19 protein-coding genes are annotated in these 21,248 nt (G+C 73.7%); 14 read left to right on the top strand and 5 right to left on the bottom strand.

The genetic code is table 11. The annotated features are described in order from the left end of the window. Nucleotides 1-120 precede the first annotated feature (120 nt). The 4 genes from ACZ3ZE_RS24120 to nudC all read left to right on the top strand — a co-directional run bounded on the left by ACZ3ZE_RS24120 (nucleotide 121) and on the right by nudC (nucleotide 6,867). Nucleotides 121-936, top strand: coding sequence for a hypothetical protein (locus ACZ3ZE_RS24120; protein WP_467260626.1), 816 nt, complete (start codon nucleotides 121-123; stop codon nucleotides 934-936). Between the two features lie 52 nt (nucleotides 937-988). After that, on the top strand, nucleotides 989-4,399 hold the full coding sequence (locus ACZ3ZE_RS24115; RefSeq protein WP_467260623.1) for a UvrD-helicase domain-containing protein: 3,411 nt from the start codon (nucleotides 989-991) through the stop codon (nucleotides 4,397-4,399). A 10-nt stretch (nucleotides 4,400-4,409) separates the two neighbouring features. Then, the gene (locus ACZ3ZE_RS24110; protein ID WP_467260621.1) at nucleotides 4,410-5,828 is read left to right on the top strand and encodes a dipeptidase; all 1,419 of its coding nucleotides are present in this window, start codon (nucleotides 4,410-4,412) and stop codon (nucleotides 5,826-5,828) included. A 91-nt stretch (nucleotides 5,829-5,919) separates the two neighbouring features. Further along, on the top strand, nucleotides 5,920-6,867 hold the full coding sequence (gene nudC, locus ACZ3ZE_RS24105; protein ID WP_467260618.1) for an NAD(+) diphosphatase: 948 nt from the start codon (nucleotides 5,920-5,922) through the stop codon (nucleotides 6,865-6,867). Nucleotides 6,868-6,994: 127 nt separating this feature from the next. Here nudC and ACZ3ZE_RS24100 read toward each other — a convergent pair whose 3' ends face one another. Further along, nucleotides 6,995-7,237 (bottom strand): mycoredoxin, encoded by a 243-nt coding sequence (locus ACZ3ZE_RS24100; protein WP_132913699.1) that lies wholly within the window; start codon nucleotides 7,235-7,237, stop codon nucleotides 6,995-6,997. Nucleotides 7,238-7,399: 162 nt separating this feature from the next. On the opposite strand from ACZ3ZE_RS24100, the gene ACZ3ZE_RS24095 reads away from it, so the two are divergent. From ACZ3ZE_RS24095 to ACZ3ZE_RS24075, 5 genes are all read left to right on the top strand, one after another. Then, nucleotides 7,400-9,595 (top strand): ATP-dependent DNA helicase UvrD2, encoded by a 2,196-nt coding sequence (locus ACZ3ZE_RS24095; RefSeq protein WP_467260615.1) that lies wholly within the window; start codon nucleotides 7,400-7,402, stop codon nucleotides 9,593-9,595. 171 nt (nucleotides 9,596-9,766) lie between these two features. Continuing rightward, nucleotides 9,767-10,150 (top strand): hypothetical protein, encoded by a 384-nt coding sequence (locus ACZ3ZE_RS24090; protein WP_361166753.1) that lies wholly within the window; start codon nucleotides 9,767-9,769, stop codon nucleotides 10,148-10,150. Between the two features lie 171 nt (nucleotides 10,151-10,321). Beyond that, nucleotides 10,322-10,690 (top strand): WhiB family transcriptional regulator, encoded by a 369-nt coding sequence (locus ACZ3ZE_RS24085; protein ID WP_361166756.1) that lies wholly within the window; start codon nucleotides 10,322-10,324, stop codon nucleotides 10,688-10,690. After that, entirely contained in the window at nucleotides 10,687-11,010 is a 324-nt protein-coding gene (locus ACZ3ZE_RS24080; protein ID WP_329423840.1) for a hypothetical protein, read from the top strand. Before ACZ3ZE_RS24085 ends, ACZ3ZE_RS24080 begins: the two co-directional genes overlap by 4 nt. 107 nt (nucleotides 11,011-11,117) lie before the next feature. After that, nucleotides 11,118-11,300 (top strand): hypothetical protein, encoded by a 183-nt coding sequence (locus ACZ3ZE_RS24075; protein ID WP_361166760.1) that lies wholly within the window; start codon nucleotides 11,118-11,120, stop codon nucleotides 11,298-11,300. A gap of 30 nt (nucleotides 11,301-11,330) precedes the next feature. Here ACZ3ZE_RS24075 and ACZ3ZE_RS24070 read toward each other — a convergent pair whose 3' ends face one another. Together ACZ3ZE_RS24070 and ACZ3ZE_RS24065 are read right to left on the bottom strand one after the other, a co-directional pair. Further along, nucleotides 11,331-12,680, bottom strand: coding sequence for an ABC1 kinase family protein (locus ACZ3ZE_RS24070; RefSeq protein WP_442305606.1), 1,350 nt, complete (start codon nucleotides 12,678-12,680; stop codon nucleotides 11,331-11,333). 38 nt (nucleotides 12,681-12,718) lie between these two features. Beyond that, nucleotides 12,719-13,843, bottom strand: a complete 1,125-nt coding sequence (locus ACZ3ZE_RS24065) for a ThiF family adenylyltransferase (RefSeq protein WP_361166766.1) — start codon at nucleotides 13,841-13,843, stop codon at nucleotides 12,719-12,721. 191 nt (nucleotides 13,844-14,034) lie between these two features. Here ACZ3ZE_RS24065 and ACZ3ZE_RS24060 point away from each other — a divergent pair, with 191 nt between their 5' ends. From ACZ3ZE_RS24060 to ACZ3ZE_RS24045, 4 genes are all read left to right on the top strand, one after another. Continuing rightward, nucleotides 14,035-14,610, top strand: coding sequence for a M48 metallopeptidase family protein (locus ACZ3ZE_RS24060; RefSeq protein ID WP_361166769.1), 576 nt, complete (start codon nucleotides 14,035-14,037; stop codon nucleotides 14,608-14,610). Nucleotides 14,611-14,725: 115 nt separating this feature from the next. Next, a complete protein-coding gene (locus tag ACZ3ZE_RS24055) occupies nucleotides 14,726-16,390 on the top strand; it encodes a TerD family protein (RefSeq protein WP_467260612.1) in 1,665 nt (554 codons plus the stop codon). 14 nt (nucleotides 16,391-16,404) lie between these two features. Then, nucleotides 16,405-17,085 (top strand): AIM24 family protein, encoded by a 681-nt coding sequence (locus ACZ3ZE_RS24050; RefSeq protein ID WP_361166775.1) that lies wholly within the window; start codon nucleotides 16,405-16,407, stop codon nucleotides 17,083-17,085. Between the two features lie 19 nt (nucleotides 17,086-17,104). Then, a complete protein-coding gene (locus ACZ3ZE_RS24045) occupies nucleotides 17,105-17,863 on the top strand; it encodes an AIM24 family protein (protein WP_361166777.1) in 759 nt (252 codons plus the stop codon). A gap of 77 nt (nucleotides 17,864-17,940) precedes the next feature. Here ACZ3ZE_RS24045 and ACZ3ZE_RS24040 read toward each other — a convergent pair whose 3' ends face one another. Both ACZ3ZE_RS24040 and ACZ3ZE_RS24035 read right to left on the bottom strand, forming a co-directional pair. Further along, complete coding sequence (locus tag ACZ3ZE_RS24040) at nucleotides 17,941-18,465, bottom strand: NUDIX hydrolase (protein ID WP_363291767.1); 525 nt, start codon at nucleotides 18,463-18,465, stop codon at nucleotides 17,941-17,943. Beyond that, a complete protein-coding gene (locus tag ACZ3ZE_RS24035; RefSeq protein ID WP_363291766.1) occupies nucleotides 18,462-19,901 on the bottom strand; it encodes a zinc-dependent metalloprotease in 1,440 nt (479 codons plus the stop codon). The genes ACZ3ZE_RS24040 and ACZ3ZE_RS24035 overlap by 4 nt, the downstream gene beginning before the upstream one ends. Before the next feature lie 211 nt (nucleotides 19,902-20,112). Here ACZ3ZE_RS24035 and ACZ3ZE_RS24030 point away from each other — a divergent pair, with 211 nt between their 5' ends. Beyond that, a complete protein-coding gene (locus tag ACZ3ZE_RS24030; protein ID WP_361166786.1) occupies nucleotides 20,113-21,222 on the top strand; it encodes an SDR family oxidoreductase in 1,110 nt (369 codons plus the stop codon). Nucleotides 21,223-21,248: the final 26 nt, after the last annotated feature.

The following is a 21,248-nucleotide window of genomic DNA, read 5'->3' as shown; positions in this document are numbered from 1 at the left end:
GGCTTGGATACCGGGGCCGAAGACCGAGACCGGCATCGGTCTCCCCCACCGGCTCGAAATCCGGGGGGAACGTCGGGGAACCCCTGGGCACCGCCCGGGGGAGTCCGCGAGGAGGCTCGCATGGCGTCCCACACCACCACGTTCCGCGCCGCCGCCACCGCCGTCTGCGCCGCCGCGATCGTCGGCGCAGGACCGGCCGCCCTGGCGCAGACGCCACCCGCCGCGGCCCCGCCGTCCGCCGCCCGGGCGCTCGCCCCCTCGCCCGACCCCTTCCAGGGCCTCACCGCCGACCAGATCGGCGACCGGGCCGTGGCCGCCACCCAGTCCGCGACCTCGCTGCGCATGACCGGCCGGGTCGTCTCCGGCGGGGAGCCGCTGGACGTCGACTTCTCGGTCAACGACCAGAAGCAGTGCGCCGGCGTGGTGAGGGTCGGGGGCGGCGCCGCCGAACTGCGCCAGTCCGACGGCATCACGTACATGAAGGGCGACGAGCGCTTCTGGCGGGCGTCCATGACCTCCCAGGGCATGCCCGAACCGCAGATCGCCGCGACCATCGAGCTGCTCAAGGGCCGCTGGCTGAAGATCACTCCCGGTCAGGCCGGCAGCAGCGACCTCAGCGGCGTCTGCGACCTGAAGGCGCTCCTCGCCGACCTCGGCAAGGACAAGGCCGAGCGCAGGGGACTGACCCGAGGACCCGACGGCGTGGTGTCCGGCACCCCCGTGGCCACCCTCGTGAAGCACGAGCCGGGCGGGGAGACCACCACCGTGTCCGTCTCCGAGCGCGGCAAGCCGTACATCCTCAAGATGGTGAAGGCCGGCGGCAAGGAGCCCGGCGCGATCGTGCTCTCCGCGTACGACAAGCCGGTCAAGGTCGTGATCCCGCCCGCCGACGAGACCGTCGACCTCTCCAAGCTGGACCAGGGCACCCCGGCGTGACGGACGTCTCGCCCGGCCCGGGATGTCGGTGGGCCCCGTTAGCCTCTTTGGAGTGACCGCACGCATCACCGACCCCGAGCAGCTCAAGGAGCTCCTCGGCATCCCCTTCACCCCGGAGCAGACGGCCTGCATCATCGCGCCGCCCGCCCCGCAGGTCATCGTGGCCGGAGCCGGCTCCGGCAAGACCACCGTGATGGCCGCCCGGGTGGTCTGGCTGGTCGGCACGGGCCAGGTCGCCCCCGAGCAGGTCCTCGGGCTCACCTTCACCAACAAGGCCGCCGGCGAGCTGGCCGAGCGGGTGCGCACCGCCCTCGTCCGGGCCGGGGTCACCGATCCCGACGTCATCGACCCCGACCACCCTCCGGGCGAGCCCCGCATCTCGACGTACCACGCCTTCGCCGGGCAGCTCCTCACCGACCACGGCCTGCGCATCGGCCTGGAGCCCACCTCCCGGCTGCTCGCCGACGCCACCCGCTACCAGCTCGCCGCCCGCGTGCTGCGCGAGGCCCCCGGCCCGTATCCCGCGCTCACCAAGTCCTTCCCGACCCTGGTCGGCGACCTCCTCGCGCTCGACGCGGAGCTCGCCGAGCACCTCGTCCGCCCGCAGGACCTCGCGGCGTACGACACCGGGCTGCTCGACGCCCTGTCCCGCGCCAAGCTCACCAACGCCGACCTGCGCAAGGTCCCCGAGGCCGCCGCCGCCCGCCGGGAGCTCCTCGACCTCGTCGTGCGCTACCGGGCGGCCAAGCGCTCCCGCGACCTCCTCGACTTCGGCGACCAGATCGCCCTCTCCGCCGAGCTCGCCACCACCCGCCCCGAGGTCGGCGCGATCCTCCGGGACGAGTTCCGGGTCGTCCTCCTCGACGAGTACCAGGACACCTCCGTCGCCCAGCGGCTGCTCCTGTCCGGCCTCTTCGGACAGGGCACCGGGCACGCGGTGACCGCCGTCGGCGACCCCTGCCAGGCCATCTACGGCTGGCGCGGCGCCTCCGTCGCCAACCTCGACGACTTCCCCGAGCACTTCCCGTACCGCGACGGCACCCCGGCCGCCCGCTACGCCCTCTCCGAGAACCGGCGCAGCGGCGGCCGCCTCCTCGACCTCGCCAACGGGCTCGCCGCCCCCCTGCGCGCCATGCACGCGGGCGTGGAGGCGCTGCGGCCCGCGCCGGGCGCCGAGCACGACGGCGGCGTCCGCATCGCCCTCCTCCCCACCCACGCGGAGGAGATCGACTGGCTCGCCGACTCCCTCGCCCACCTCGTCCGCACCGGCACCGAGCCCGGCGAGATCGCCGTCCTGTGCCGCACGGCCGGCGACTTCCCCGCGATCCAGGCCGCCCTCGTCGCCCGGGACGTCCCCGTCGAGGTCGTCGGCCTCTCCGGACTGCTCCACCTGCCCGAGGTCGCCGACCTGGTCGCCGTCTGCGAGGTCCTCCAGGACCCGGGGGCCAACGCCTCCCTCGTACGGCTCCTCACCGGCCCCCGCTGGCGCATCGGCCCCCGCGACCTGGCCCTCCTCGGCCGCCGCGCCCGGCTCCTCGTGCACCGGCCCGGGGGCGGTCCCGACGATCCCGACCAGCGGCTCGCCGCCGCCGTCGAGGGCGTCGACCCGGCCGAGGTGATCTCCCTCGCCGACGCCCTCGACACCTTCCTGGACTCCGGCGGCGAGGACGACGGGCTGCCCTTCTCGGCCGAGGCCCGGGTCCGCTTCGCCCGCCTCGCCACCGAGCTGCGCGCCCTGCGCACCTCGCTCGCCGACCCCCTCATGGACGTGCTGCACCGGGTGCTCCACGCCACCGGCCTGGAGGTCGAGCTCTCCGCCTCCCCGCACGCCCTGGCCGCCCGCCGCCGCGAGACCCTGGCCGGCTTCCTCGACACGGCCGCCGGCTTCGCCTCCCTCGACGGCGAGGCCACCCTCCTCGCCTTCCTCGGCTTCCTGCGCACGGCCGCGCAGTACGAGAAGGGCCTGGACCACGCCCTGCCCGGCGGCGAGAACACCGTCAAGGTGATGACCGCGCACAAGTCCAAGGGTCTGGAGTGGGACGTCGTCGCGGTGCCCGGCCTGGTCGCCGGGCAGTTCCCGTCCGCCCGCGCCCGCGAGTCCTGGACCTCGCAGCCCCAGGTCCTGCCGCACGCCCTGCGCGGCGACGCGGCCACGCTGCCCGCGGTCGACGGCTGGGACTCCAAGGCGCTCGCCGCCTTCAAGAACGCCCTGCGCGAGCACCAGCACACCGAGGAGCTGCGCCTCGGCTACGTGACCTTCACCCGCCCCCGCTCCCTCCTCCTCGGCTCCGCCCACTGGTGGGGCCCGGCCCAGAAGAAGCCCCGCGGCCCCTCCGACTTCCTCCAGGCCCTCTACCGCCACTGCGAGACCGGCCACGGCGAGATCGAGGCCTGGGCGGACGCCCCGGAGGAGGACGCGGAGAACCCCCTCCTGGCCGCCGACCTGACGGACCAGGCCTGGCCCCTGCCCCTGGACGAGGAGAGCCTGAAGTGGCGGCGGGAGGCGGCGGAGCAGGTGCTGTCCCGGCTGTGGGCGCACGCCCCGCGGGGCGAGGGGACGCCCACGGCGCCCGTTCCCCAGGACCCGCACGACGACGACCCGCACGACGACGAGGACCTCTGGCTCCCGGAGGAGGACTGGACGGAGGAGCCCCCGCACCCGGACGTCCCCGCGCAGCGCCACGAACCGCCGGCACCCCAGGCCCCGCAGGCCCCCCAGGCCCCTCGGGCGACCCTCTCCTCGGAGGACGCCAAGACCATCGCCTCCTGGGACCGGGACCTCACCGCCCTCACCGCGGAGCTGCACCGCTCCCGCGCCACCACCAGGGACGTCGTCCTCCCCGCCTACCTCTCCGCCTCCCAGGTCCTCCGCCTCGCCGCCGACCCCGACGGCTTCGCGAAGGAGCTGGCCCGGCCCATGCCGAAGCCGCCGCAGCCCGCCGCCCGCCGCGGCACCCGGTTCCACGCCTGGGTGGAGTCGCGGTTCGAGGAGCTGCCGCTGCCCCTGCTCGGTCCGGACGAGCTGCCCGGCGGCGAGGAGTTCGCGGGCGAGCCGGAGATCGTGGACGAGCGGGACCTGGACGCCCTCAAGGAGGCGTTCGGCCGCACCCCGTACGCCCACCGCACCCCGTACCGGGTGGAGGTCCCCGTCCACCTGTCCCTCGCCGGGCGGGTGGTCCGGGGCCGGATCGACGCCGTCTACCGGGACCCGGACTCCGGCGCGTACGAGATCGTCGACTGGAAGACCAGCCACCTGCGCACCGCCGATCCGCTCCAGCTGGCGATCTACCGGCTCGCCTGGGCCGAGCAGCACGGACTGGCCCCGGAGGAGGTGGCCGCCGCCTTCGTCTACGTACGGACGGGGGAGGTCGTGCGCCCCGCGCGGCTGCCCGGCCGGGCCGGGCTGGAGGCACTGCTGCTCGGCGGGGACTCCCCGGACGGGGACCCCGCCGGCGCCGGATAGGCTCGGAGCCATGAGCCAGACCCCGGACAACGCCGTCCGCACCGCACGGACCGAGACCGTACGCGCGTACGTCGAGCAGCACCGCGCCGCCTTCCTCGACGAGCTCGCCGAGTGGCTGCGCATCCCCTCGGTGTCGGCGCAGCCCGACCGCGCGGACGACGTGCGGCGCAGCGCCGACTGGCTCGCGGACCGGCTGGCCAAGACCGGCTTCCCCACCGTGGAGGTGTGGGAGACGGACGGCGCCCCGGCGGTGTTCGCCGAGTGGCCCTCCGGGGAGCCGGACGCGCCGACCGTGCTGGTCTACGGGCACCACGACGTGCAGCCCGCCGCCCGCGAGGACGGCTGGCACACCGACCCCTTCGAGCCGACGGTCGTCGACGGCCGGATGTACGCGCGGGGCGCCTCCGACGACAAGGGCCAGGTGTTCTTCCACACCCTCGGGGTCCGCGCGCACCTCGCCGCCACCGGCCGCACCGCGCCCGCGGTCAACCTCAAGCTGCTCGTGGAGGGTGAGGAGGAGTCCGGTTCGCCGCACTTCCGCGCCCTCGTGGAGAAGCACGCCGACCGGCTCGCCGCCGACATCGTGATCGTCTCCGACACCGGCATGTGGTCCGAGACCACCCCGACCGTGTGCACCGGCATGCGCGGGGTCGCCGACTGCGAGATCGACCTGTACGGCCCCGACCAGGACATCCACTCCGGTTCCTTCGGCGGCGCCGTGCCCAACCCGGCCACCGTCGCCGGCCGGATCGTCGCCGCCCTCCACGACGCGGACGAGCGGGTCGCGATCCCCGGCTTCTACGACGGGGTCACCGAGCTCTCCGACGCCGAGCGGGCGCTCATCGCCGAGCTGCCCTTCGACGAGGCCGGCTGGCTGGCCACCGCCAAGTCCCACGGCACCCTCGGCGAGGCCGGCTACTCCACGCTGGAGCGCGTCTGGGCCCGTCCCACCGCCGAGGTCAACGGCATCGGTGGCGGCTACCAGGGCCCCGGCGGCAAGACGATCGTTCCCGCCTCCGCCCACCTGAAGCTCTCCTTCCGGCTCGTCGCCGGACAGGACCCCGAGCACATCGAGCGCGCCGTCCGTAGCTGGCTGACCGGCCTGGTCCCGGCGGGCGTCCGGTACGAGATCGTCTTCGGCGCCCCGACCCGGCCCTGTCTCACGCCGCTGGACCACCCGGCCCTGCGGGCCGTGGCGGGGGCCATGAGCCTCGCCTTCGACGGCGCCAAGGTCCGCTACACCCGCGAGGGCGGCTCGGGACCGGCCGCCGACCTCCAGGACGTCCTCGGCGCACCGGTGCTGTTCCTGGGCATCTCGGTGCCGTCCGACGGCTGGCACGCCCCGAACGAGAAGGTCGAGCTCGACCTGCTCATGAAGGGCGTCGAGGCCACCGCTCACCTGTGGGGCGACCTGCCCGCCGCCCTCTGAGCCGGCCCGGCGGCCCGAGCGCGGGCCCGCCGGCCGACCGTCCTGTCGCCGAAACGCCGAAACCACCGATCCGGGGGAGTTGGAAGCACCTGTGAGCACCTTCCGTTACGAGGGCGCGGACCGTCCGATCGGACTGACCGCCCCGAGCGGCATCGACCGCGCCGCCCACCACCGCCTGGACGAGGCGTGGCTCGCGGCCGCCTGGAGCCACCCGACCACCCGGGTGTTCGTGGTCTCGGGCGGCCAGGTGCTGATCGACGACACTCCGGACGGCCGGACCGAGCTGGTCATGACCCCGGCCTTCGAGGCCCCGGTCACCGAGACCCACCGCTACTTCCTGGGCACGGACGCCGACGGCGTCTCCTACTTCGCGCTGCAGAAGGACAGCCTGCCGGGCCGCATGGACCAGTCCGCGCGGCCCGCCGGGCTGCGCGAGGCGGGGCTGCTGCTGTCGCCGCGCGAGGCCGGCCTGATGGTGCACGCGGTGGCGCTGGAGAACTGGCAGCGACTGCACCGCTTCTGCTCGCGCTGCGGCGAGCGGACCGTGGTGGCCGCGGCCGGCCACATCCGCCGCTGCCAGGCCTGCGGCGCCGAGCACTACCCGCGCACCGACCCCGCGGTGATCATGCTGGTCACCGACGACCAGGACCGTGCCCTGCTCGGCCGCCAGGTGCACTGGCCCGAGGGCCGCTTCTCCACCCTCGCGGGCTTCGTCGAGCCCGGCGAGTCCATAGAGCAGTCGGTGGTGCGCGAGGTCTTCGAGGAGGCCGGTGTCACGGTCGGCGAGGTCGAGTACGTCGCCAGCCAGCCCTGGCCCTTCCCGTCCAGCCTGATGCTGGGCTTCTTCGCCCGCGCGACCTCCTCGGAGATCGCCGTGGACGGCGAGGAGATCCAGGAGGCCCGCTGGTTCTCCCGCGAGGACCTGACCGCCGCCTTCGAGTCGGGCGAGGTCCTGCCGCCGTACGGGATCTCGATCGCCGCGCGGCTGATCGAGCTCTGGTACGGGAAGCCGCTGCCGAAGCCCGGCGACCTGCTCTGAGGCGACGCGGGCCGGCCGACCGGGCCGGCCGACCGGCCCGCGTCGCACCCGCGTCACGGAACGCGAACGGCCCCCTCCCGGCACTGCCGGAGGGGGCCGTTTTCGGCCAAGGGCGCGAGGGGTCGGCTCAGACGCCGATCTTCTGCTTGACCTGCGCGAGCGACGGGTTCGTCAGCGTCGAACCGTCCGGGAAGAGCACGGTCGGAACGGTCTGGTTGCCCCCGTTGGCCTTCTCCACGAACGCGGCCGAATCGGGGTCCTGCTCGATGTTGACCTCGGTGTACGCGATGCCCTCGCGGTCCATCTGGCTCTTCAGCCGGCGGCAGTAGCCGCACCACGTCGTGCTGTACATCGTCACAGTGCCCTGCATGGCCTGGCGCTCCTCTGTCTCGCGGTCGGGTGCCGAGAGGAGAACGTACGCGGTCACCCGGCCATTCCCGCACCCGGGCCCGTTCCGCGTTCGTATGACCGGTGCCACACCCCTGTGGACGAGCCACCGCATCCACCCCCGGGAACCTGGCAGCATGGCGGAGTGACACCAGCAACGCACTCCACTCTCTTCCCGCAGGTCCCCGAGACGGCCGACGCGGTGCTCGACGGGCTCGACCCCGAGCAGCGCGAGGTCGCCCTGGCCCTGCACGGACCGGTGTGCGTCCTCGCCGGAGCGGGCACGGGCAAGACCCGGGCCATCACCCACCGCATCGCCTACGGGGTGCGGGCGGGCATCCTGGCGCCCGCGAGCGTGCTCGCCGTCACCTTCACCAACCGCGCCGCCGGCGAGATGCGCGGCCGGCTCCGCCAGCTCGGCGCGGGCGGCGTCCAGGCCCGCACCTTCCACTCGGCGGCCCTGCGCCAGCTCCAGTACTTCTGGCCGAAAGCAGTCGGTGGCGAGCTGCCCCGGCTCCTGGAGCGGAAGATCCAGCTGGTCGCCGACGCGGCGGCCCGCTGCCGGATCCGGCTCGACCGGAACGAGCTGCGGGACGTCACGAGCGAGATCGAGTGGGCCAAGGTCACCCAGACCGTCCCCGCCGACTACCCGGCCGCCGTCGCCAAGTCCGTGCGCGACGCCCCCCGCGACCCGGCCGAGATCGGCCAGGTCTACGCGATGTACGAGCAGCTCAAGCGCGACCGCGACGTCATCGACTTCGAGGACGTGCTGCTGCTCACGGTCGCCATCCTCCAGGACCGGCACGACATCGCCGACCAGATCCGCCGCCAGTACCAGCACTTCGTGGTGGACGAGTACCAGGACGTCTCGCCGCTCCAGCAGCGGCTGCTCGACCTGTGGCTCGGCGAGCGCGACACCCTGTGCGTGGTCGGCGACGCCAGCCAGACCATCTACTCCTTCACCGGCGCCACCCCCGACCACCTGCTGAACTTCCGCACCCGCCACCCGGACGCCACCGTGGTCAAGCTGGTCCGGGACTACCGCTCCACCCCGCAGGTCGTCCACCTGGCCAACGGGCTGCTCAGCCAGGCCAGCGGCCGGGCCGCCGAGCACCGCCTGGAGCTGATCTCCCAGCGCGACGCGGGCCCCGAGCCCGGCTACACCGAGTACGCGGACGAACCGGCCGAGGCGGAGGGCACCGCCCGCCGCGTCCGGGACCTGATCGCCGCCGGCGTCCCGGCCGGCGAGATCGCCGTGCTCTACCGGATCAACGCCCAGTCCGAGGTCTACGAGCAGGCCCTCGCCGACGCCGGGGTGCCCTACCAGCTGCGCGGTGCCGAGCGCTTCTTCGACCGCGAGGAGGTGCGCAAGGCGGGCGTGGCGCTGCGCGGCGCCGCCCGCGCCGGGGGCAACGACGCGCTGCTCGACGACGTCGAGGACCTGCCGGCCCAGGTCCGCGCGGTGCTCTCCAGCACCGGCTGGACCGAACGGCCGCCGACCGGCTCCGGCGCGGTCCGGGACCGCTGGGAGTCGCTGGCCGCGCTGGTCCGGCTGGCCGAGGACTTCGCCCGGGCCAAGCCCGGCGCCACCCTCTCCGACCTGGTCGCCGAGCTCGACGAGCGGGCCGCCGCCCAGCACGCGCCCACCGTCCAGGGCGTCACGCTGGCCTCCCTGCACGCTGCCAAGGGCCTGGAGTGGGACGCCGTCTTCCTGGTCGGTCTCGCCGAGGGCATGATGCCGATCACCTACGCCAAGACCGACGAGCAGGTCGAGGAGGAGCGGCGGCTGCTCTACGTGGGCGTCACGCGGGCCCGGGTCCACCTGACGCTCTCCTGGTCGCTCGCGCGCTCGCCGGGGGGCCGCGCCTCCCGGCGGCCCACCCGCTTCCTCAAGGGCCTGCGGCCCGGGTCCGGCGCCCTGGGCAGCGCCGGTGCGGGCGGTGCCTTCGGCGTCGGCGGCGGTGTCGAGCGCGGTACCGGCGGCGCCCCCGAGCGGCGCAGGCGGCGCGGACCGGCCCGCTGCCGGGTCTGCGGCGCCACGCTCACCGAGGCCGGCGAGATGAAGCTGATGCGCTGCGAGGACTGCCCGTCGGACATGGACGAGGGGCTGTACGAGCGGTTGCGCGAGTGGCGCGCGGGACAGGCCGGGCTGCTCGGCCAGCCGGCGTATTGCGTGTTCACCGACAAGACGCTCATGGCGATCGCCGAACGCGTACCGGACTCCGCCGGGGAGCTCGCCGTGATCGCCGGGGTGGGCGCCCGCAAGCTGGACCGCTTCGGAGCCGATGTTCTCGCCATCTGCGCAGGTGAGGACCGTGGAGGAAGTCACGAGGAGACCTGAGGAAAACTCGTCGGAAAAATAGTTTGCGCCTGCCCCGTCAAGCCCCATAGGTTCTTAACCACGGAAACAGCGGCTTCTTCGAAGCCCTGTCTTCGTGCTGTACTTGTCCAAATGAACATGAGGGTCCGGCTCACCCCGAGCCCTCCGAGACGCCGAGAGGAGGCGATTGCAGTGATCAGCATCATCGAGAACACCAAGACCAGCACCGCCAAAATGACCGATCTCTCGGTCGTCTCCGCCTGCACGCTCGGCTTCTCCGCCGACGCGCCCGTTTCCTCGGTGGCCTCGGCCTCCTTCGCGTCCTCCGCTCTCCTTGGCAGCGGTCTGTCCGGCTCCGGTATGCCCATTCTCGGCATGCCCGGTCTGCTGGCCGATCGCCCGGAGCGCAATGAGCGACCGACCGAGGCACTGGAAGCAGGAGTAGTGGGCAAGGCCCAGGCCACGGCCTATGGCTTTGCGGCGACCGGTGCCGGCATGGAGCAGAAGCAGCAGACGACGCAGCACCACACGATGTGGGCCTTCCGTGGGCTCGAACCCTGGAGTGATCCAGTCTGATCGACGATCAGACCGGCGCCTTCAGGGCCGCGGAACCCCACCCGGGATCCGCGGCCCTTCTGTTTTCCCCGAACGGGGACGACGGACCGAAGGGGCCTCGGGACCAGTAACGACCGGTACCAGCAGAAACCCCGGCCCACCGGCCGGAACGACAGACGAGGAAAAACACCCGTGCAACTCGAAGCGCACGCCCCGTCCGTACCGCCTTCCGAAACGATCCCCCCGCCCGGCCTCACGGAGGACTCCGCCTTGACCCCCCTCACCGCGCTGACCGCGCTCGACGACGCCATCGAGAACCTCGGCGTGCCCGTCCCCTGCCGCTCCTTCGACCCGGAGGTCTTCTTCGCCGAGTCCCCGGCCGATGTCGAGTACGCCAAGTCGCTCTGCCGGACCTGTCCGCTGATGGCGGCCTGCCTCGCGGGCGCCAAGGAGCGCCGGGAGCCCTGGGGTGTCTGGGGCGGCGAGCTCTTCGTCCAGGGCGTCGTCGTGGCCCGCAAGCGGCCGCGTGGCCGTCCGCGCAAGAACCCGGTCACGGCATGAACGTCACCGGAACCATCGACCGCCCCCTCACGCACGATCCCCAGAAGCAGGCCCCGATGACCTCGCCCGCCCACGAGCCCTCCGGCTCCGCGACCCCAGACGTTTCGATCATCGGCGCCCACCGCTCGCGCCAGAACAGGACCCGCGAAATGCAACTCATCCCAGAAGCCCTGGCCCGTGCCCATATGCACGACCGCCTGCGGGAAGCCGACGCGGAACGCCAGGCCCTGCGCCTGGTCGCCGCCCGGCGCATGCAGCGACGCGCCGAGCGCGTCTCGATGCGTGCCCGCCGCGCGCTCGCCATGGCCGTCATGCACTGACCCAGGCAGCAGCCAGGCAGAACTGAACGCGGGGGCCGGTCCGAACGGACCGGCCCCCGCGGTGCGTTGCCCTGCCGCCGGGCGCTCGTCGGGTTATCGTCACAAAGGTGAACGAAGCCCCGGCCCCCGAGGCCGCCTACGTGTGCGCCCGCTGTGGCAGGACCGCCCGGGAGCTGCCCCTCACCTGGACGTGTTCGGTGGAGAACGGCACCCGCCAGTACTTCTGCGAGGAGTGCGCCCGCGCCAACATCAGGGCCATCGAGGGCCGCCTCGACTCCTCCTGGTGGTGAGCGCCGCCGCCCGCGCTGCCGCCCGCCCCGCTACCCGGCCTCCGCGAAGCCGGGCAGCCACGCGGCCAGCTCGTCCCGCAGCCGGACCGTCGCGTTCAGCTGGCACAGCACCCCGATCGTGCTCAGCGTCACCCGGTGTATCAGCAGATACGAGGGCGGCAGATTGAGCTGCTTGCCCAACTGGTGGGCGGGGGAGCGGGGATCGGCGATCCGGGCCGCCTGGGTGCGCATCCAGCCGCGGGTGAAGACGAAGGAGTCCGCCTCGGCCGGCTCGATGATCGGCAGCAGATACTCCAGGACCTCGTCCGGGTCGAGCGCGATGGACTCCTTCACGAAGCCCTCCGCGCGCAGCAGCTCGTACACCGTCTCCGCTTCCCCGGCCAGGGTCATCCGCAGACAGGTGCCGATCGTCTCCGGAAGGCCGCCGGGCAGCCGGTCCACGGTGCCGAAGTCCAGCACCCCAAGCCGCCACCCGCCGGGCCCGCCGTCCTCGTCCCCGACGGGTCCGGGCAGCAGCCGGAAGTTGCCCGGGTGCGGATCGGCGTGCAGCAGACCGGTGCGCGCGGGCCCGGAGAAGAGGAAGCGGGCCAGCAGCTGGCCCGCCCGGTCCCGCTGCTCCGGCGTGCCGTCCGCGATCACCTCCGAGAGCGGGACGCCGTCCATCCACTCCGTCACCAGGACCTGCTCCGACTGGTGCACCACCGCGGGGACCACCACGTCCGGGTCGCCCGCGAACTCCTCGGCGTGCTCCCGCTGCGCCTCGGCCTCCAGCGCGTAGTCCAGCTCCTCCGCGACGCGGTCGCGCAACTCCGTGATCAGCGGCTTGATGTCCATGCCCGGGATCAGCGGGCCGAGCAGCCGGGCGAAACGGCTCAGTTGGGTCAGGTCCGACAGCAGGGCGTCCCCCGCCCCCGGATACTGCACCTTCACCGCGACCTCGCGGCCGTCGTGCCACACCGCCCGGTGGACCTGGCCGATCGAGGCCGCCGCCGCGGGCTTCTCCTCGAACTCCAGGAACAGCTCCCGCCACTCCTCGCCGAGCCGCTCCGCGAGCACCGCGTGCACCGTGCGCGTCGGCATCGGCGGCGCCGCCTCCTGCAGCTTGGTGAGCGCCGCCCGGTAGGGCCCCGCGACCTCCTCGGGGAGGGCCGACTCGAAGACGGACATCGCCTGCCCGAACTTCATCGCCCCGCCCTTGAGCTCGCCGAGCACCTTGAACAACTGCTCGGCCGTGCGCTGCTGGAGCTCCCGCGCGACGATCTCCGCCGACTTCCCGCCGATCCGCTTGCCGAGCCCCCAGGTGGCCCGGCCCGCGAAGCCCAGCGGCAACGCGGCCAACTTGGCGGTCCGGGTGACCGCCTTCCGGGGAAGATCAGACATGCGCCCTCCAAGTCCCAGACTGCCGTGCCGGGCAGGCCCTACCCCGCCATTGTGTCCTGCGCCCTTCCCGCCGCTGAGGCATGCTCCCCCCTCGGCGCGCGCCCGGCCCCGCACGGACACGCCGGATGCGCCCGCACCGGCTCCACGCGCCACTCCAGCAGCGGCAGCGACACCTCCCAGCGGGCCCCCGTGCTCGACGGCGGGTCGCCGTCCAGGAAGGCCAGGGCGTGCGCCGCCGCGAGGCCCGCGACCGCCGTGGCCAGCGCCACGTCGCAGGCCGGCAGCGGATGCGGCGCGCCGGACCGCCACTGGGCGGGCAGCCGGGGCCAGATGGGCTCCCGCTCGCACCGCTCCCGCTGCACGCACCCCGCGCAGGCGGTGGCCCCGGGCAGCACCAGCGGGCCCACCACGCCCGTCGCCTCCAGGACCCCCGCGTACAGATGGGGGGTGCCGGTGGTGAGCCAGCCCTCGGCCGGCAGCGGGTCGGGCACGTACGCCCCGAGGCCGTCCCGGGGCGTCACCACCACGAGTGAGAGCCCGGGCTCGGCACCGCCGTCACCCGGTCCGGTACGAAGCTCGCGCGGCGGGCGCCCGCCGGGTGCCGAGCGCCCCACCAGGCGCCGGGCCGCCACCGCGCGGCGCTCGCCGACCGCCTCGGCCGGCAGCCCGCCCGGGGACACCTCCCACGGCGCGACCGTGCCCGCGTCCAGGACCTCCACCCGGCCCACGCCCGCCGCCGAGAGGAGCGCCGCCACGGCCGCGCCGACCCGCCCGGCGCCCCGGACCTGCACCCGCTGGGCCCGCCGGGAGGCCAGCGCGCGGGCCGCCCCGTCGGGCGCGCGGTGGACGACGGAGAGCGAGGCCAGGTCCGCGCGCACCGGGTCGAGCGCCGGATCCGCCCGGCGCGCCGAGGCGTCGGCGATGAGCCCGGCCGCCGCGAGCCGCCCGAGCAGCGCCTCCAGGTGCCCGTCGGGCAGCCCCAGGGCCCGGGCCTCCGCCCGCAGCAGCTCCGTCCCGCGGGTCCCGTCGAACAGGCCGATCAGGCTGCCGGTGGTCGTGTCGACCGGGCCCAGGACCACCGCGTGCGCGGGCGTCACCCCGAACTGCACGTACCGCAGATTGCGCCAGGCGCGCCGCAGCGCCGGTTTGACCATCGGATGCATGACCCCGCCCCCCCCCGTGAATCCGTAAACGATCTTTCTTCGTCGTGACGCGCCGTCCATCGGTGATGTCGGCTCCGTTGTTAGATTGCCCCGGCGGTGCGCGCGGTGCGGAAAGTTGTCCACAGGGTCGTGGCATTAATCATTTGAATGGTGCGGGACTTCCCGCGCCGCCAGCGGGTAACGTCGGGGCCGTGTCGGCCGACCCACAGAGCAGCGTGACAAGCAATCCGCCCCGCGGCTCGGGGAGGGGCGCGGTCGAGGTCCGCAGAAGCTCCCGCCGGAGCAGAACCGTCTCCGCCTACCGCGAGGGCGACCGGACCATCGTGCTCATCCCCGCCCGGATGTCGGAGGCGGAGGAGCAGCGCTGGGTCACCGTCATGCTGGACAAGCTGGCGGCCCAGGAGAGCCGTGGCGTCCTCGGCGACCGGGAGCTGACCGAGCGCGCCGAACGCCTGGCCGAGCAGTACTTCGGCGGCCGGGCCCGCCCCAGCTCCGTGCGCTGGGTCACCAACCAGAACACCCGCTGGGGCTCCTGCACCCCCTCCGAGGGCAGCATCCGCCTCTCCCACCGGCTCCAGGGCATGCCCGAGTACGTCGTCGACTACGTCCTCTGCCACGAGCTGGCCCATCTGCTCGTGCCCGGTCACGGGCCGGACTTCTGGCGGCTTCTGGAGGCCTATCCGCGCACCGAGCGGGCCCGCGGCTATCTGGAGGGCGTGGTCGCCGCCGGGCGGCTGCCGCACCTGCCGGCCGCGCGCGAGGAGTGATTCCGGCCGGGCTCCGGTTCTGTACCGAATGCGTCCCGGCTTGTCCGAATGTCAGGGACAGCCGTTAGCCTGGCGCGACGCAATCGTGAATCGGGATGGGGGACGGTCGTCACATATGGCCAGGGAATTCCAACGCGGCCACAAGGCCAAGATCAGTGATCTCACGGCGGGCACCGATCTGTACGTGGGCGTGCAGATCGCGGCGCCCGGGCTGAGCTTCGACATCAGCTGCTTCGGCCTCGACGCGGACGAGCGGCTCTCCGACGACCGGTACTTCGTCTTCTTCAACCAGCCGAAGTCCCCCGAGGAGTCCATCCAGCTCCTCGGCGCGCAGGCCGGCGACACCGAGTCCTTCCGCGTCACCCTGGACCGTGTGCCCGCGCACATCCACAAGCTGTCGTTCACCGCGACGATCGACGGCGCCGGGCAGATGTCCCAGGTCGGCCCCGGCTGGATCCGGATCGTCGCGGGCGGCGAGGAAGTCGCCCGCTACGCCTTCACCGGCGCCGAGTTCTCCACCGAGCGCGCGGTCATGCTCGGCGACTTCTACCTGAAGGACGTCTGGCGCTTCGCCGCCGTCGGCCAGGGCTTCGACGGCGGACTGGAGGCGCTGCTCAAGAACTTCGGCGGCGAGGTCGCCGAGGAGGAGCCGGCCCCGCAGCAGGCCGCCGCCGGTGCCCCCGGCTTCGCCCCGCCCGCGCAGGCCGCCGCGCCGCCGGCGTTCGGCGCCCCCGCCGCACCCCCGGCGCCCGCCCCCGCCCCGGCCCCCTCCTTCGGAGCCCCGCAGGCCCCGGCGCCCGCCCCGGCCCCGGCGCCCGCGCCGATGCACGCCGCGCCGACGATGGTCGCGCCGCTGGCCGCCCCGGCTCCCGCGCCCGCCCCGGCCCCGCCCGCCCCGGCCCCGGCGCCGTACGGGCAGCCGTCGCAGCCCCCGCAGTACGGTCAGGTCCCCGGCCAGACCCCGCCGCCCGGCGCCCCGTACGGGCAGCCGCCCGCCGCCGCGTACGGCCAGCCGGCCCCCGCCCCGTACGGGCAGCCGCAGTACGGCCAGGCCCCCGGCCAGTTCGCCCCGCAGCACGGCATGCCGCAGGGCGTCCCCCAGGGCGTCCCCGCCGCCGGTGCCGGGCTCGCCGCCGCGCTCGCGCCGTACAAGGAGGCCGCGACCGGCGCCCGGTGGACGCCGCAGAACCAGCAGCTCATGCGGGTCGACCTCGCCATGGGCGGCGCCCCCGTCCTCGCCCGCCAGGGCTCCATGGTCATGTACCAGGGCAAGGTCGACTTCGCCTACAAGGGAGCCGGATTCGCCGGCCGGATCGTCGGCAACGCCACCGGCCAGGAGATGCAGCTGATGCGCTGCACCGGCCGCGGCCAGGTCTTCCTCGCCGAGAACGGCGCCCATCTGCACCCGATCGAGCTCCAGGGCGACGGCATCTGCGTCTCCGCCGAGAACGTGCTCGCCTTCGACGAGTCGCTCCAGCACGAGGTCCGGCGCATCGAGGGCCACGGCATCCCCGGCGGCGCCCTGTTCACCATGCAGTTCCAGGGCACCGGCACCGTCGTCGTGAAGACCCAGGGCGTGCCCGTCGTGCTGCCCGTCACGCCGACCACCTTCGCCGACTGCAACGCCGTCGTCGCCTGGTCGTCCGCCTCCCAGGTGATCCTCTCCAGCCAGGTCCGGCTGCGCCGCAACGCGTACCCCGGCCACAGCGGGGAGACCGTCAACCTCCAGTTCCGGGGCGCCCCCGGCAACTTCATCGTCGTCCAGCCCTACGAGGTCTGAGGGAGCCCGGAACCATGAACCAGCAACTCGCGGGCTACGCCCCGACCCCCGTCACGGCCCGCATGGAGAACCACGGGCGCTCCATGCTCAAGGTCGCCATGGCCACCGGCCAGGACCTCTACGCGCGCACCGGCTCGATGGTCGCCTACGAGGGCTTCATCACCTACGAGCCCAACCCGCCGGCCGTCCGCCAGGTCGCCCAGCAGTGGCTCACCGGCGAGGGCGCCCCGGTCATGAAGTGCTCCGGCGACGGACTGCTCTACCTCGCCGACTACGGCGCCGACGTCGTCGTCATCAACCTCGCCAACGAGGCCCTGTCCGTCAACGGCAGCAACCTGCTCGCCTTCGACGCGCACCTCCAGTGGGGCGTCGAGCGGGTCAAGGGCCTCGCCAAGTTCGCCGGCCAGGGCCTGTTCAACGTCCAGGTCGCGGGCACCGGCTGGGTCGCGCTCACCTCGCGCGGCACGCCGATCGTCGTCGACTGCGGCCGCGGCGAGGACGAGACCTACGTCGACCCGGACGCGCTGGTCGCCTGGTCCCCGGCGCTCAAGGTCAAGGGCAAGCGCAGCTTCAAGGCCTCCTCCCTCATCGGGCGGGGCAGCGGCGAGGCCTTCCAGATGGCCTTCTCCGGCCAGGGCATCGTCGTCGTACAGCCGAGCGAGGACAGCTCCGACCGCCTTCGGGCCCGGGGCTGAGGGGGAGCGAGAACACACCATGCAGAGCCCGCTTTTCAACCACGCCGAACAGCAGAGCCAGGAGCGGTACGTCATCCAGAACCCGCAGCTGCTGCGGGTCACCCTCGGCGGCCAGGACGACATCCTGGCCCGCAAGGGAGCGATGGTCGCCTACCAGGGGCTCGTCGACTTCGACGGCGAGTACCAGAGCTCCCATCAGCGCCGGGCCCGCGCCCGCACCGGTGAGGGACTCGACCTCATGCGCTGCTCCGGCCAGGGCACCGTCTACTTCGCCAACCTCGCGCAGAACATCCACGTGATGGAGGTCGAGCAGGAGGGCCTGACGGTCGACAGCTCGTACGTCCTCGCGCTCGACTCGACGCTGCACACCGAGGTCATCGCCGTCGACAGCCAGTACGGGGTCTCCGGCACCGGCAAGTACCAGCTGAACATCTCCGGCCGCGGCAAGGTCGCCCTGATGACCTCCGGCCAGCCGCTGCTGATGCAGGTCACGCCCGACAAGTACGTGAGTGCCGACGCGGACGCGATCGTCGCCTGGTCCACCGGGCTGCGGGTGCAGATGCAGGCGCAGACCCACAACTCCGGCGTCCGGCACCGCCGGGGCGGCGGCACCGGCGAGGGCTGGGAGCTCAGCTTCCTCGGCCAGGGCTTCGCCCTCGTCCAGCCGAGCGAGGTCATGCCGCCGCAGAACGCCGGCATCGGGCAGGGCCTCGCGGCCCAGTACGGCGTCGGCCAGCACGGCGCCCACGCCCAGAACCAGAACAACGCCTGGAGCTGACGTACGCGGACGGGTAAGGGGCGGTCGCCGTGGCGACCGCCCCTTACCCGTGGCCTGTGTGGTGCCGTCCCGCGCCGTTACGCGAGCCGCGCCAGCGTGCGCTCCAGCAGCCGCACCACCGACGTGTCCGCCACGCCCGCCACCTCGTCGTACGCGAACCAGCGCAGGTCCAGCGACTCCTCGCTGATCTCCGCCTCCGCCCCGGCCGGGGCCAGCGCCGCGTACTGCACGTCCAGGTGCCAGTGGCAGGGCGCCGGGATCGGGTGCCGGTCGAGCCGCACCGGGCCGCCCGGCAGCAGCGTCAGGCCCGCGATGCCGGACTCCTCCGTCGCCTCGCGCAGCGCCGCCGCCTCGACCGTCGGGTCGCCCGGCTCGCAGTGGCCGCCCATCTGCAGCCACATGTTCAGCTTCTTGTGCAGGGTCAGCAGCACCCGCCCGCGCGACGGGTCGATCACGAGCGCGCTGCTCGTGAGGTGACCCGCCGTGCAGGGCTTGTACATGCCGCCCTCGTGCTCCGCGAGGTGCGCCAGATAGGCGTCACGGAGCTCCGGCTGGTCCTCGTACCCCTTCAGGACGAGGACCGCGTCGTCGCGCAGCGTCACTCCTTGCCGCCCTCGGACTCGCCCTCGCCCTGCTCCCCGGGGGTCTCGCCGTCACCCTTCGCCGCCTCGCCGAGCATCTTGTCCAGCTCGGAGAAGTCCAGGTGCTCGCGGTGGACGAAGCCGTCCGGGTCGTCCAGGTCGGTCGCCGTCGGCAGCATGTCCGGGTGCTCCCACAGCGCGTCCCGGCCGTCCGAGCCGCGCGCGTCCGTGAGCGAGGCCCACAGCCGGGCCGCGTCCCGCAGCCGGCGCGGACGCAGCTCCAGGCCGATCAGCGTGGCGAAGGTCTGCTCCGCGGGGCCGCCCGTCGCCCGGCGCCGGCGCAGCGTCTCGCGCAGCGCGTCCGCCGAGGTCAGCCGGGACTTCGCGGCCTCGTGGACCACCGCGTCCACCCAGCCCTCGACCAGCGCGAGCGCCGTCTCCAGACGCGCCAGGGCCGCCTTCTGCTCCGGCGTGTCCTCCGGCTGGAACATGCCCTGCTGGAGCGCCTCCTGAAGCTGCTCGGGGTGGGTCGGGTCGAGCTGGCCCACCGCCTCCTCCAGCTTGGAGGTGTCGACCTTGATCCCGCGGGCGTAGCCCTCGACGGCGCCGAACAGGTGCGAGCGCAGCCACGGCACGTGCGCGAAGAGACGCTGGTGGGCGGCCTCACGCAGGGCCAGGTAGAGCCGGACCTCCTCCGGGGCGACGCCCAGGTCCTTGCCGAAGGCCGCCACGTTCAGCGGCAGCAGCGCCGCGCGGCCGGCCGGGCCGAGCGGCAGCCCGACGTCCGTCGAACCGACGACCTCGCCCGCGAGCGCGCCCACGGCCTGCCCGATCTGCTGGCCGAACATGGCGCCGCCCATGGAGCGCATCATGCCGATCAGCGGGCCCGCCATGGCCTGCATCTCCTCCGGGAGCACGTCACCCATCGCCGTGCCGACCCGCTCGGCGACCGGGTCGACCAGCTGCTGCCAGGCCGGGAGAGTCGCCTCGACCCACTCGGCACGGCTCCAGGCCACCGCCGTGTTCGCTCCCGAGGGGAGCGAGGTCGCCTGGTCCAGCCACAGGTCGGCGAGGCGCACCGCCTCCTCGACCGCCGCCTTCTCCGACGGGCCGACGCTGGCGTCCTTGGTGCCGTCGGGCGTGCCCTGGGCGACGACCTGCCGCGCGATCTGCTTGGCCATGTCCCAGTTGACCGGGCCGCCCTCGTAGCTCAGCATCTGGCCGAGCTGCTGGAACGCCGCGCCCAGGTCCTGCGGGTTCAGCGACCCGAACATCGCGGCGAACGGGTTGTCGGCGCCACCGGGGCCGCCCATGCCGGGCAGCCCGCCGAAACCGAACGGGTCGCCGCCCTGGCCACCGGACCCCTGGCCACCTCCGGCGGGGTCCTTCTTCTTGCCTTCGTCGCCGTTGTCCGGCTCCTCCGGCGGAAGGCCGAATCCGAATGGGGTGTCACTCACAGGTTTCCTCGGCTCGTAGGGCCGCCGGCTTCTCTTCCGACGGCGGGTTCTCGGCTCGGCTCGCCTCCCCGACTCCACACCACCAGCGTAGACATCCGTGCCGGATCCGGGCTCGGTGCTCCGCCGGGCCGTGGGCTGCGGCAGGATGGACGCCACCTGGTACGTACGCGTCATTCACGCACGTACTGAAGACAACCGCTGGAGACGCCCGGTGAGTTCCCCAGATCCTCAGGTTCGCGCAGCGCGAAACCCCTCGGCCGGGTCGGCCGCGCGCGGCCCCGTCGTCGCGGTCACCGGTGCCGCGACCGGCGTCGGCGACCTCCTGACCAGGCGCCTCGCCGCCTCCGACGAGATCAAGCAGGTCGTCGCGATCGACGAGCGCCGGGGCGAGGTGTCCGAGGCGCAGTGGCACATCCTCGACGTACGCGATCCGGCCATCGCGGAGAAGCTGCGCGGCGTGGACGTCGTCGTGCACCTCGCCGTCGACATCGAGCTGGAGACCGACCCGGCCGCCCGCACCGCCTACAACGTGCGCGGCACGCAGACCGTCCTCACGGCCGCCGCCGCGGCCGGGGTGCACCGGGTGGTGCTCTGCACCTCCACGATGGTCTACGGGGCCCTGCCCGACAACGACATCCCGCTCTCCGAGGACGCCGAGCTGCGCGCCACCGCCGAGGCCACGGGCGTCGGCGACCTCCTGGAGATCGAGCGCCTGGGCCGCCGCGCCCCGCGCGCCCACCCGGGCCTCAACGTGACCGTGGTGCGGCCCGCCGTCCTGATCGGCGGTACGGACACGGCGCTGACCCGCTACTTCGAGTCGCCCCGGCTCCTCGTCGTCGCCGGATCCCGCCCCACCTGGCAGTTCTGCCACGTGGACGACCTGGTCAGCGCGCTGGAGTACGCGGCCCTGGAGAAGGTCGACGGCGAGTTCGCGGTCGGCTGCGAGGGCTGGCTGGAGCAGGAGGAGGTCGAGGAGCTGTCCGGCATCCGCCGCATGGAGCTGCCCTCGGCCGTCGCCCTGGGCGCGGCGGCCCGGCTGCACCGGATCGGGCTCACCCCGTCCCCGGCGGGCGACCTCGCGTACACGATGCACCCCTGGGTGGTCAGCGTAGGGCGGCTGCACGACGCCGGCTGGCGGCCCCGGTGGACCAACGAGGAGGTGCTCGCCGCGCTCCTGGAGGAGGTCCAGGGCCGGCACACCGTCGCCGGACGCCGGCTCGGGCGCAAGGACGCCACGGCGGCCGGTGCGGCCGGCGCCACGGTGGCACTGCTCGGCACGGCGGCCCTGGTCCGGCAGATGCGGAAGCGGCGGGGGCTGTAGGCGGGGCCCCCGGCGGGGTCCGTCGG

It is taken from the genome of Streptomyces sp. NPDC023157, assembly GCF_055560575.1.
The sequence above is the reverse complement of the archived record's forward strand: the minus strand, read 5'-3'. Positions and strand labels throughout refer to the sequence as shown.